We start from the raw sequence: 12,178 nt of genomic DNA, 5'->3' as shown, positions 1-12,178 counted from the left end.
CGAGCAGCTGCTCAGGAGCGCGGGGGAGCGAACCGGGGGTGTCGCACCATGCCTTCTTGAGCGACCGTGGCGACGAGCACGCCGTCGCGCGTGAAGTAGTGCCCGAGGCTGAGTCCGCGCCCGCCGCTCGCGCTGGGCGACTCTGTGACGAAGAGCAGCCACTCGTCGACGCGGAACGGGCGATGCCACCACATCGCGTGATCGAGGCTCGCCGTCTTCACGCCCGGCGTCGTGAGCGCGATGCCATGGCGACGGAAGATCGGCTCGAGGATGCCGATATCACTCGCGTAGGCCAGGGCGGCCCGATGGATCGCCTGGTCGTCGGGCATCTCGCCGAGTGCGCGCGTCCAGACCGCCTGGTGGGCCACCTGTTCATCGTCGACCGTGAAGTAGATGCTGTTCGGCACGTGTCGGAGGTCGAAGGGGAACTCCGAGGCGAGACGGCGCATGGCCTCGAAGTCGCTCGCACCGAGGAACTCATGGGCGCTCTGGAGCGTCTCCGGCTCGGGAAGGTCGGCCGGCATCTCGGCCTGGTGCTCGAGCCCCGGGTCATCGTCTTGGAATGAGCAAAGGGTCGACAGGATCGGCAACCCGTGCTGATAGGCCTGCACCCGGCGGGTGCTGAACGAGCGCCCGTCGTGCGTGCGGTCGACGCTGAACGTGATCGGCAGCGCAGCGTCGCCCGGCCGCACGAAGTATCCGTGCAGCGAGTGGATCTCGCGGCCCTCGGCGACCGTGTACGAGGCTGCGCGAATCGCCTGCGCAAGCACCTGCCCACCGAAGACGCGTCCGTTTGGCATCCAGTGGCTCGGCCCGGTGAAGATGTCGGCGCTCGTGCGCGCGCCGGTGTCGGTCAATTCGAGGGTTCGGAGCAGACCGTCGATCCGTGAACGATGCTCAGGCGCCATTCAGGTAGTTTAGAGCCGAATGAGCCCCACGTTTTCTCTCGTCGACCGCCAGTCGCTGGCCGACCTCCTCGTGTTCGCGGGTCGAGCCGCCCGCGTCGAAGAGGGGTCGATCCGGCTCATCGCCTCGGGCCGTGTGCTCGCCGTTTACGCTGCGGTGCTCTACCCGGTGGGGCTGCTCGATGAGACGCCCACAGTGCTCGGCCTCCGCACCTTCGCGCTCGCTGAGCACGCCGACTTCGACGTCGTGGTGCCGGTGCGGTCGTTGATCCAGCGGCTGGAATGGCTGCGTGGTGATGACTCGGCGGATGCCGAGGCCGTAGTCGAGGTGAGTGTTCCCCACGAGGTCCACAGCGTCACGTGGGCTGCGATCTCACCGCCGCGCGGCGGCTGGCACAGCCTTGCGACGCTCGCACCGCAGACCCTCGAAGAGCGCGCCAAGACGGGAATCGACGAAGTCGCCTCGGCCGTTCCCGGATCGCTCGGCGAATCGCTCGTGCACCGTGTGCGCAGTGAGGTGTGGGGGAAACCCATGCCCGAAACTCCGGAGATCCCCGCCGGCGCCGCGTTCGCGGCATACAGTCTGGGCTTCCTCGGCGATGACCCTGTGCGCGTGCTCGAGGCCGCGCCGTGGACGCGCCTCACGACCACGCGCGGCCACGTTCTGGTTCGGCGCCGGGGGCGCGGTCCGACGGTGCGCTGAGCGGCGCCCCAGTCTGCTCGGCCAGATCGAGCTCGTCGGCGATCGCCCTTCCCGCGGTGCGCCCGGTGAAGAGGCATCCGCCGAGGAACGTGCCCTCCAACGCGCGGTACCCGTGCATGCCGCCACCGCCGAATCCGCTCGCCTCGCCGACCGCGTAGAGGCCGGGCAGTGGCGTGCCGTCGTCTCGGAGCGCCCGAGCCGACAAGTCGGTCTGGATGCCGCCGAGGCTCTTCCGAGTGAGCACGTGCAGCTTGACCGCGATCAGAGGGCCGTTCGCCGGGTCCGAGAACCGGTGCGGGCGGGCAGCACGCACCAGTCGGTCACCGCGGTATGCGCGCGCAGCCCGGATCGCAGCGAGTTGAGGGTCCTTTCCGAACGAGTTCTCGAGTTGGGCGTCGCGCAGCTCCACTTCCCGGCGGATGTTGGCGGTGTCGAGCGGCGCCTCCGGCGAATGCCGCAGCATGCCCGCCAAGAGATCATCGAGGGTGTCGGCGGCGACGAAGTCTGCGCCCTGCCGCTTGAACTGCTCGACCGGGATGGGCGCGCCGCGTCCGAGCCGCTGCCGCAGCAGGCTGAGCACGCTCTTGCCGGTGAGGTCGGGGTTCTGCTCGCTCCCCGACAGCGCGAACTCCTTCTCGATGATCCGCTGCGTCAGCACGAACCAGCTGTGGTCGTGCCCCGTGGCGCGCAGGTGCGCGAGCGTACCGAGCGTATCGGCGCCCGGGAATAGCGGCGCCGGCAAGCGCTTCCCGGTCGCGTCGAACCACAACGATGAAGGGCCGGGGAGGATGCGGATGCCGTGCCCCGGCCACTCGGGATGCCAGTTCTCGATTCCCTCGACGTAGTGCCACATGCGGTCGCCGTTCACCAACCGCGCGCCTGCCGTGGCGGCAGCGCCCAGCATCCGCCCGTCCACGAATGCGGGGACACCGGTGAGCATGCGCTCCGGCGGTCGGCCGAGGCGGGGCGGCCATTGCGCCCGCACCATTCCGTGGTTGCCGCCGATACCGCCGCTGGCGATGACCACGGCCCTCGCGTGGGCTTCGAAGACGCCCACCGGGTCTCGGTTCGTTGCCCGACCGCGCAGGGCTTCGTCGTCGCGCAGCACGGTGCCGTGCACGCCGCCGACCCGACCATCGGTGATGAGCAATCCGTCGACGCGGTGCCGGAAGCGCACTTGGGCGCGACCCTTCCGAACAGCCGCCCAGAACTTGCGAGCGAACGGTTCGAGCAGGCCCGGGCCCGTGCCCCAGACGATGTGGAATCGCGGTACAGAATTACCGGGGCCCGCGGCACCGTGGCCTCCGCGCTCGGCCCAGCCGACCACTGGGAAGAAACGGATGCCGTGGTCTCGCAACCACTCGCGCTTCTCGCTCGCCGCGAATCGAAGATACGCCTCGGCCCAATCGCGCGCCCACGAGTCCTCTGCGCGGTCGAAGCCGGCAGTGTCGTGCCAGTCCGTGTGCGCGAGCGCATGGCTGTCACGCACGCCCATTCGGCGCTGCTCCGGCGAATCGACGAGGAACAGCCCGCCGAACGACCACCAGGCCTGACCGCCGAAGTTCGCCTCCGACTCCTGGTCGAGCAGGAGCACCTGTCTGCCTCGTTCGAGCAGTTCGCACGCGGCGACGAGCCCCGACAGGCCGGAGCCGATCACGATCGCATCGGGCTGCTCGGACGATCCCGTGTGTCGCCCCATCGCGCGCCTCCCTCGCTCCGCTCCATCGCGGCGCGGACGCTCGGCCGGGGTGTGCTGAGAGCGACCCGCCTCACCGGCATCCGTGCAGACAACCTAGCGAACGCCCGGGATCGCGCGCTCGCGGAACGGGTCAAGCTGAGGCGGGCGTGTCGTCCGTCTCCCTCGTGGGCTCGAGGTCGACGATCCGATCAATGAGTTCCGTGGGAGCGCCGGTGTGGGAGATGAGGAGCACCGTCCGATCGCCGGATGCCGCCAGCAGGTCCCGCAGCAGCGTCTCGGCGCGCGCGCCGTCGACATTCGCCGTCGGCTCGTCGAGCACCAGCACCGGGGCGTCGGCGAGCAGCGCTCGCGCCAGGGCGATGCGCTGGGCCTGACCACCGGAGACGAGTGCGCCACGCTCTCCGACAGGAGCGTCGAGCCCACCCCGCGCCCGCACCCAGTCGCCGAGACCGACGCGTTCGAGCACTGCCAGAAGCTCCTCGTCGTCGGCCTCCGGCTTCGCGAACACCAGATTCTGCCTGAGATCGATGTCGAACAGCCACGGGGTCTGCTCGCAGAGCCCCACGATGCGGCGCACGGAATCGGGATGCAGCTCGCGCGCCTCGATGCCGCCGATCCGGTACGAGCCCTGATAGTCGATGAAGCGGACCAGTACATGCGCGAGCGTCGTCTTGCCCGACCCGCTCGGACCCTGCAGCAGCACACGCTCTCCTGGTGCAAGGGTCAGGTCGACGTCCTTGATCGCCGGCCGATCCGACCCGGGCCAGCGCGCGCTGAGCGACCGCAGGGCGATGTGCGGCGCTCCGGCCGGCACGGATGCCGGTCGAGCGGGTGCGACTGGGACGCCCGCTGGAGCCTCCGCCGGCACGGCGCCGGCCACGCGCTCGGCCCCGGCGTGTGCGATCCGCCTCGCCTGCATCACGAGGGGCACCGCACCGGCGACCTCGAACACCGCGAGAGGCACCATGGCGACGACCGCGAACGCTGGTGCGCCGATGTCACCCGCGAAAAGGGACGGCACAGCCACGAGCACCGATCCCAGTACTGCCGCCCCGCTCGCGAGCGCCATGACGGCTGCGGTGAGACCAGCGCCCGCAGCGGCACGCGCGCTCGCCCGCTGCAGTGCGTTCCCGAGTGCGAGCACGCGTTCGCGACTGGCTCCCTCAGCGTCGAACGCCCGGAGGGTCTCGAAGGCGCCGAAGTGATCGAGCAGCGCATCGGCGAGGGCACCGCGCAGCGGGCCGATCGTGCGCTCGGCGCGTGCGGCCGCGAGTGACTGCGTCGTGACGGCGAGCACCACACCCACGATCAGGCACGGCAGCAGCACTCCGGCCGCCGAGGCGTCGAGCATTGCGATGCCGGTGACCGCAGCGGTCAGCACGACCAGGGTGCTGGCGAGCGGCTGGATCACACGCAGCGGAAGCTCCTGCAGGTCGTCGACATCGTGCACGAGCCGGCTCAACAGCTCTCCGCGACGCAGCGCTCGGGTGCCGTCAGGCGCGATCGGAATGAGCCGAGAAAGGATGCCGGTGCGCAGTTCGGCGAGTTCACGGAACGCGGCATCATGCCCGAGCAGGCGCTCGAGGTAGCGGAACACCGCACGAGAGAGCGCGAATGCGCGGACCCCGACGACCGCGAGCGAAAGGAAGAGAATGGGCGGCTGCTCAGCGGCGCGCGTGATGAGCCACGCCGAGCAGGCGAGCAGCGCGACCGTGCTCGCGGCGGAGAGCGCTCCGGCCGCGATCGCCGGTAGCAGGCGGTGAAGCGGGGGGCGAGCGAGTCCGAGCACCGCGCGAGCTGCCGGCGACAAGCGTGGTTCAGACATGTTCGAGCGCTCCTACCCGCACGACCGCGTCGGCGCGCCGCAACACCGACTCCCGGTGGGCGACGACGACCACGATGCGACCCTCTGCCGCGAGCTCACGGAGAGAGGAGATCAGCGCGGTCTCGGCGGCTTCGTCGAGCGCCGAGCTCGGCTCGTCGAGGAGCAGCAACGGCAGATCCCGTTCGAGCAGGCGATAGCAGGCGCGGGCCACCGCGAGGCGCTGCGCCTGCCCTCCAGAGAGCCCAGAGCCTCCGGGACCCAGAGTGCGCTCCAGGGGCAGCCCTGCGAGGCCTGTGAGCGCCAAGCAGCGCTGAACGAGCGAGGTGTCGATGCGCCTCGCACCGAGCGTGACGTTGTCGATGATGGGGCCGGCGACCAGTTGTGGGCGCTGACCCGCCCATGCGATGCGATCGAGGGTCAACGGCGCACCGTCGAGCAGTACGAGGCCGGATGCCGGGGCGAAGCCGAGCAGCGCGTCCAGCACCGTGCTCTTGCCAGCGCCGCTCTCGCCGGCGATCAAGGAGACCTGGCCCCTTGCCGCATCCATGTCGAACGCGTCGACGATGCGCTGGTCGCCGCGCTGCACGGTGAGACCGCGCACGTGCAGTCCCGCGGCAGCGGGCGCCGCTGCAGAGAGCGAATCGACTCTCGCAGCATCCGTGTCGCCCGGCTCCGACTGCGCTCTGTGATCCGCTGCTTCTTCGATGATGGCGAACGCGCTCTCGGCTGCCGCCATGCCGTCGGCCGATGCGTGGAATTGCGCACCGACGTTGCGAACCGGAAGGAACACCTCGGGGGCGAGCACGAGCACGAACAGCGCCGGCAAGAAGTCCATCGTGCCGTCGACGAGGCGGAGGCCGGCTGTCACCGCGACCAGGGCGACCGAGAGCGAACCCGCGAGTTCGAGCACGAACCCGCTCAGGAAAGTCACGCGCAGCACGCGCATGGTGCGACGACGGTAGTCGTGCGTCACGGCGCGGAGGCGAGTGACCTGCCGGTGCTGACGGCCGTGCAGGATCAAGGTGGCGAGGCCTCCGACGACTTCGAGGAACGCCCGCGCCAGCTCTTGTAGGGCTTCCCACTGGCGACGCTGCACTGCGCTCGTCGCGAGCCCGATGAGCACCATGAAGACGGGGATGAGCGGCAGCGCGAGCGCGACGATCACAGCGCTCAGCGGGTCGGCCGACCACATGGCCACGACCAGCAGCGGCGTCGCGATGCCGGCGAGGAGCAGCTGCGGCAGGTAGCGCGCGAAGTAGCCGTCGAGCGAATCCAGGCCCGGGCCGGCCACCGTGGCGAGCTCAGTGCTCGAGCGGTCGCGGAGCCGATCTGGCCCGAGGCTCGCTGCCGCCGCGAGCACCTGCTTGCGCAGCTCCTGCCGCACGCGAGCCGCACCCGCAAGACCCGTGAGCTCCCAGAGCCAGGCGGCGAGGGCGCGGACCACGACGCTCGCGGCGAAGAGCGCGATGAGACCGCGGAGCTCGAAGGCGTGCCTGCCCTCGATGAAACCGGTCACAAGGCCGGCGAGCGCCCATGCGAAACCGACGATCGCCGCGGTCTGTACGACGCCGATGAGCATGCCCGACACGAGCAGCAGTCGTGCCGAGCGGGCGAAGCGGAGCAGCCGAGGGTCGAATGGGCGCATGGTGGTCAGCGCGCCGCCTCTTCAGCTGCCGACTGGTCGAGTTCGGCGTTCTCGATCGTCTGCCTGGTGATCCGCTTCCGGAAGACCCAGTACGTCCATCCCTGGTAGGCGAGGATGAGCGGCAAGAAGATCAGCGCGGTCCAGCTCATCACTGTCAACGTGTAGGGCGAGCTGGCGGCGTTCTCGATCGTCAGGCCGTTCGCGGCGTCGTTCGATGCCGGCATCACATCGGGGAAGAGGGCCGCGAAGAGCGCGGCCACGGCGGTGGCGATCGATACGGCCATGAACGTGAACGACACGCCCTCGGCACCGCGCAGGTTTGCCAGCAGTGCTGCCACGAGCGATGCCGCCGCAACGGCGGCCAAGGGCCAGAACCAGCCCGCGCCGTGCGCGAACCCGGTCCACAGCAAGAACGCCGCGGCGACCACGACCGTGATCGCTCCGCTCCGCGCGGCCAATCGCTGCGCCCGTTCTCGGATCTCGCCGGCTGTCTTCAGCGTCACGAACACCGCGCCATGCGTGAAAAACAGCATGAGCGTCGTGAGACCGCCGAGCAGCGCATACGGGCTGAGCAGGTCGAAGAAGGTTCCGATGTAGTTGTGCTCGGCATCGAGCGGCACACCCTGCACGATGTTCGCGAAGGCGACGCCCCACAGCATGGCGGGCACGGCCGAGCCGATGATGATCATCAGATCGAAGCGGGCCTTCCAGCTGGCCTCGGGCCGCTGGTGGCGGTATTCGAACGACACGCCGCGCGCGATGAGCGCGAGGAGGATGACGAGCAAAGCGAGATAGAAGCCGCTGAAGAGCGTCGCGTACCACTCGGGGAACGCCGCGAAGAGCGCGGCGCCCGCGACGATGACCCACGTCTCGTTGAGATCCCACACCGGCCCGATGGTGTTGATCAGCACGCGGCGGTCGACGTCGTCGCGTCCGAGGAACGGCAACGTCATCCCCACGCCGAAGTCGAATCCGTCGAGCACGAAGTAGCCGATGAACAGCGCCGCGACGATCCAGAACCAGAGGGTTGGGAGATCGAATCCTGCAAGATCCATGGGGTCCTCCTAGTAGACCGTCGTGGCGGGTTCGGCGCGTCCGGTCTGCTCGTCGACCGAGGGCGTGGCCGGTCCCTTCTGGATCGCTCGAACGATGAGTCGGAACTCGACGACCGCGAGGGTGCCGTAGACGAGCGTGAACGCGACCAGGGATATCAGCACTTCAAGGCCGCTCACGTTCGGCGAGACGCCCGACTCCGTCGGCAGGAGCCCGAAGACGAGCCACGGTTGCCGTCCCATCTCGGTGAAGATCCAGCCGACGATCATGGCACCGAGCGACAGCGGGAACGACCAGATCGCAACGCCCCAGATGAGTCGCGGAGGGATGCGGAAGAGCCTCGGCTCGCGGCCACCCCGGGTGAGCCACAGACCGACGGCGGCGATCGCCGCGTGCGCCAGGCCGAGACCGATCATCCAGCGGAACGACCAGTACGTGATCCAGATGATGGGCGCGTAGTCACCAGGCCCGTAGAGCGATTCGTACTGGCCCTGCAGATCGATGATGCCTTCGACGCACCCGTCAAGGCTGTGCGTCGACAGCAGCGACAGCAGATATGGGATGCGAATGGAGAACAACTCGGTGTATCCATCTGGTGTGCCCAGCGTGAACACCGAGAACGAGGCATCCGCTCCGCATACCGTGTTGAAGGTCGCCTCCGCAGCCGCCATCTTCATCGGCTGCGTCGCCACCATCGAGAGGCTGAGCTGATCGCCGAAGAACGTGGTGAGCGCAGCGGCGATCACCATCATCCACAGTCCCAGCCGGAGCGCGGGTCGCATGCTCTCGCGGTGCTGTCCTCTCGCAAGGTGCCACGCGGCGGCGCTGATGATGAGGCCGGCCGTCACCATGAAGCAGGCGAAGATCGTGTGCGGGAAGGCCGCAAGTGCGACCGGGTTCGTCAGCAGCTCCCAGATGTCGACGAGCTCGGCTCGGCCCTTCGCCTCGTTGATGGCGTACCCGACCGGGTTCTGCATGAACGCGTTCGCGGCGATGATGAAGTACGCCGACAGCACGGTTCCGGCGGCCACGACCCAGATCGTCGCGAGGTGAAGACGGCGGGGGAGCTTGTCCCAGCCGAAGATCCACAGCCCGATGAACGTCGCCTCGAGGAAGAACGCGAGCAGGCCCTCGAGAGCGAGCGGTGCACCGAACACGTCGCCGACGAATCGGGAGTACTCCGACCAGTTCATGCCGAACTGGAACTCCTGCACGATGCCCGTCACGACGCCCATCGCGAAGTTGATGAGGAAGAGCGTGCCGAAGAAGCGAGTGAGCTGCAGATAGACGACCTTGTCCGTGCGCACCCACGCCGTCTGGAAGATCGCCACCGTCGTCGCCATGCCGATCGTGATGGGCACGAAGAGGAAGTGGTAGATCGTGGTGAGCCCGAATTGCCACCGCGCGAGCAGCAGCGGGTCGAGGAGTTCGTTCACGCGCTCCGTCCGTTCTCTACAGGGCGTAGAAGTTTCTTCTACTGAGCGTAGAGCATCGCCCGTGGTGCAGCTAAACTGGGGTCCATGGCAAGGCTTGGAGAACTCGAACGCGCAGTAATGGACGCGCTGTGGGATGCTTCGGCGCCGCTCACCGCGAATGAGTTGCGCGACTGCCTCGCCGAGCGCGCGCTGGCGCAGACCACGATGCTCACCGTGCTGAGCCGGCTCGAGGCCAAGGGCTTCGTGGCGGCTGACGGCGATCGCCGCCCCAAACGATTCAGCGCTCGCCGCAGTCGTGCCGACCACACGGCCGAGCTCATGCTCGAGGTGCTCGGCAGCGCTTCGGATCGAGAGGCCGCACTGGCGCGGTTCGTCGACACGGTGACTCCCCGAGAGGCCGACACGCTCCGACGACTGCTCGGCTGAGCCGATGGCAATCGCTTGCGCAGCGATCGCGCTTCTCGCGGTGCTGCTGGCGTGGCCCGTGCCGGTGGTGCTGGCACGCGCTCGCTGGACCACGAGATCGCCGGCGGTTGCGCTCGCCCTTTGGCAGGCGATCGCGCTCGGCGGCGGGCTCGCCATGATCGGATCGCTGCTGGGCTACGGGCTGCTGCCCACCGGGCTCGGGCTCGTCGAGGCTGTGCCCGTGTTCGCAGGGGCCTTGTTCGCCGGGCCGCTGCCTGCTGCGGTGGGTGTCACGCAAGGGCTGGCGTTGAGCGCCGCGGTGATCCTCGGCATCCATCTGCTGCTGAATCTCGCACGCACGGCTGCCGTGACCGAGCGTCAGCGCCGTCGGCACCGCGAGCTGGTCGGCCTGCTGAGCTCCCCGATCCCGTCGCAACCAGGGGCTCGGATGCTCGATCATCCCGCGCCTGTGGCCTATTGCCTGCCCGGCGTGCACACGATCACGGTGCTCTCGCAGGGCCTCATCGAACTGCTCGCCGACGACGAGCTCGAGGCGGTGCTGGCGCATGAGCGCACGCATCTGCGGCAGCAGCACCACCTCGTGCTGCTCGCCTTCAAGGCGTGGAACGCTGCGCTGCCGTGGTTCCCGATCGCGAATCGTGCAGAGCGCTCAGTCGCGGAACTGGTCGAGATGCTCGCCGACGACGAAGCGCGGCGCACCGTGAGTGGGGAGACCCTCGCGCGCGCCATCAAGCGAGTCGGCAGTGCCTGGGAATCCCCGGATGCCTCGGGCACCGGCTACGTGCCCGACGCTGTCGCGGTGCAGCGCCGCGCCGAGCGACTGGAGCCCGGGAACCGACCGCTCTCGCCCGCGGCTCGGAGCGCGGTGCTCACCGGCTCCGCCGCGCTCGCGCTCGCCCCCGCGATCTTCATGCTCGGCCTTCTGTAGGCCCCGGATTCGTCCGATGGCCGGACGGACGGCCCGGGGTGCGATCACTCGTCGAAGGTGTTGACCAGGGAGTGCGCTGCGCGCTCGAGATAGTCCCAGAGCGTCTCGTGCTGCAGCGGCGGCAGCTCCAGTGAGTCGACGGCGACGCGCATATGGTGCAGCCAGCGATCGCGCGCGGCCGGGTTCACCTTGTACGCCGCGTGCCGCATCCTCAGGCGAGGATGGCCCCGTTCCCGGCTGTAGTCGGCCGGTCCGCCCCAGTACTGCTCGAGAAAGCCCGTCAGTCGCTGGATCGCCCCTTCGAGATCGTGCTCGGGATACATGGGCCAGAGCAACTCGTCGCCGCGCACGCCCTCGTAGAAGCGTCGCACGAGGCGCTCGAAGGTGGCGCGCCCGCCGACCTGAGCCCAGAAGGTCTCAAGGGCCGCATCGCCGTGCTCGCCGGTGCGGAGGGTCAGATCAGCCATGGTCCTTCGTGTCTTTCGAGTCGTTCGGGCGATGCGCGTCGTCGGCACCCGTGTTCTTCTGCATGCGCAGCACACCCTTGCGCCTCGGCGCGGTGTTTCGAGTGGGCAGTGGAGCGGTCTGCGGGGGCCGTGAACCCATCACACTCGTCGCCCCTTCGAATCCGCTGAGCACCACACTGTTCAGCGACGGCAGGCGGATGCCGGCATCGTCGAGCGCCCGCTTCAGGCGAGCCCTGAGCTCGCGGCCGACATCGTCGCGGCTCGACGATCGCGCCTTGACGACGACTCGCACGATGACGGCCTCATCCGAGATCGACTCGATGCCCCACACCTCCGGTCGCTCGAGAATGCGCGTGCGCCACTTCGAATTGGTGGCCATGTCGTTCGCGGCGTCGAACACCAGTTGCTGCACCTGGTCGATGTCGTGCTCATACGGCACTGCAAGATCGGTGATGACGCGGGCCCACCCGAGCGACATATTGCCCACGCGCGCGATCTCACCGTTGCGCACGAACCACAGCGTGCCGTTCACATCGCGCACGTGCGTGATGCGGATGCCGACGTGCTCGATCACACCCGTGGCGGGTCCGAGGTCCACGACATCCCCGACCCCGAACTGGTCTTCACTCACCATGAACAGGCCGTTGAGGATGTCCTTGACGATGTTCTGGGCCCCGAAGCCGAGGCCCGCACCGACGGCGGCGCTGATGACGGCGAACGCGGCGGTCGCGTTCGGCAAGAGAATCGCGATGAGCACGAGCGCGGTCACAACGATGACCGTTGCGGTGACGATGCTGTTGAACACGCCGCCGAGCGCCCTGGTGCGCTGCACGATCCGAACCGCTGCGAGCGGCGACGCCTGCAGGGCTTGCGTGTCTTCGACCTGGTTGCGCTTCTTGACACCGGTCACGATGCGATGCACGACCCGCCTGATGACCGCATGCAGCAGCACGCGGACGACCACGGCGCCGACGATCACGAGCACGGCTGTGATCGGAATGCGCCAGGTTTCGTAGAATTCGGCCAGCCCGGCCCAGAACGTCGTGAATTCCTCCATGCGCATCCCTCAGCGTGAACGTGGTGCGTGCACC

The 12,178-nt window shown here is 68.6% G+C and carries 11 protein-coding genes; 3 read left to right on the top strand and 8 right to left on the bottom strand.

All coding sequences use genetic code 11. From position 1 onward, the window contains the following. Nucleotides 1-11: 11 nt before the first annotated feature. Nucleotides 12-908, bottom strand: a complete 897-nt coding sequence (locus ABV606_RS01350; RefSeq protein WP_281487556.1) for an acyl-CoA thioesterase — start codon at nucleotides 906-908, stop codon at nucleotides 12-14. Nucleotides 909-927: 19 nt separating this feature from the next. Between ABV606_RS01350 and ABV606_RS01345 the strand changes: the two genes are divergently transcribed. Next, on the top strand, nucleotides 928-1,608 hold the full coding sequence (locus ABV606_RS01345; protein WP_281487557.1) for a hypothetical protein: 681 nt from the start codon (nucleotides 928-930) through the stop codon (nucleotides 1,606-1,608). Here ABV606_RS01345 and ABV606_RS01340 read toward each other — a convergent pair. The 5 genes from ABV606_RS01340 to ABV606_RS01320 all read right to left on the bottom strand — a co-directional run bounded on the left by ABV606_RS01340 (nucleotide 1,547) and on the right by ABV606_RS01320 (nucleotide 9,266). Then, entirely contained in the window at nucleotides 1,547-3,307 is a 1,761-nt protein-coding gene (locus ABV606_RS01340) for an FAD-binding dehydrogenase (protein ID WP_353988062.1), read from the bottom strand. The two genes, ABV606_RS01345 and ABV606_RS01340, sit on opposite strands and share 62 nt — an antisense overlap. Nucleotides 3,308-3,437: 130 nt before the next feature. Next, entirely contained in the window at nucleotides 3,438-5,132 is a 1,695-nt protein-coding gene (gene cydC, locus ABV606_RS01335) for a thiol reductant ABC exporter subunit CydC (protein WP_353988061.1), read from the bottom strand. Continuing rightward, complete coding sequence (gene cydD / locus ABV606_RS01330; RefSeq protein ID WP_353988060.1) at nucleotides 5,125-6,777, bottom strand: thiol reductant ABC exporter subunit CydD; 1,653 nt, start codon at nucleotides 6,775-6,777, stop codon at nucleotides 5,125-5,127. The genes cydC and cydD overlap by 8 nt, the downstream gene beginning before the upstream one ends. Before the next feature lie 5 nt (nucleotides 6,778-6,782). Beyond that, complete coding sequence (cydB, locus tag ABV606_RS01325) at nucleotides 6,783-7,832, bottom strand: cytochrome d ubiquinol oxidase subunit II (protein WP_353988059.1); 1,050 nt, start codon at nucleotides 7,830-7,832, stop codon at nucleotides 6,783-6,785. A gap of 9 nt (nucleotides 7,833-7,841) precedes the next feature. Beyond that, on the bottom strand, nucleotides 7,842-9,266 hold the full coding sequence (locus ABV606_RS01320) for a cytochrome ubiquinol oxidase subunit I (protein WP_353988058.1): 1,425 nt from the start codon (nucleotides 9,264-9,266) through the stop codon (nucleotides 7,842-7,844). A gap of 84 nt (nucleotides 9,267-9,350) precedes the next feature. Here ABV606_RS01320 and ABV606_RS01315 point away from each other — a divergent pair, with 84 nt between their 5' ends. Both ABV606_RS01315 and ABV606_RS01310 read left to right on the top strand, forming a co-directional pair. After that, nucleotides 9,351-9,692: a BlaI/MecI/CopY family transcriptional regulator gene (locus ABV606_RS01315; protein ID WP_281487563.1), complete on the top strand. Its 342-nt coding sequence runs from the start codon at nucleotides 9,351-9,353 to the stop codon at nucleotides 9,690-9,692. A 4-nt stretch (nucleotides 9,693-9,696) separates the two neighbouring features. Beyond that, nucleotides 9,697-10,620: a M56 family metallopeptidase gene (locus ABV606_RS01310; protein ID WP_353988057.1), complete on the top strand. Its 924-nt coding sequence runs from the start codon at nucleotides 9,697-9,699 to the stop codon at nucleotides 10,618-10,620. 44 nt (nucleotides 10,621-10,664) lie between these two features. Here ABV606_RS01310 and ABV606_RS01305 read toward each other — a convergent pair whose 3' ends face one another. Together ABV606_RS01305 and ABV606_RS01300 are read right to left on the bottom strand one after the other, a co-directional pair. Continuing rightward, on the bottom strand, nucleotides 10,665-11,087 hold the full coding sequence (locus ABV606_RS01305; RefSeq protein WP_281487565.1) for a globin: 423 nt from the start codon (nucleotides 11,085-11,087) through the stop codon (nucleotides 10,665-10,667). Beyond that, nucleotides 11,080-12,144, bottom strand: a complete 1,065-nt coding sequence (locus ABV606_RS01300) for a mechanosensitive ion channel family protein (protein ID WP_353988056.1) — start codon at nucleotides 12,142-12,144, stop codon at nucleotides 11,080-11,082. The genes ABV606_RS01305 and ABV606_RS01300 overlap by 8 nt, the downstream gene beginning before the upstream one ends. Between the last annotated feature and the right edge of the window lie 34 nt (nucleotides 12,145-12,178).

Source organism: Ruicaihuangia caeni (assembly GCF_040536845.1).
GTDB classification, from domain to species: Bacteria; Actinomycetota; Actinomycetes; order Actinomycetales; family Microbacteriaceae; genus Ruicaihuangia; species Ruicaihuangia caeni.
This window is presented reverse-complemented; position numbering and strand designations above follow the sequence as displayed.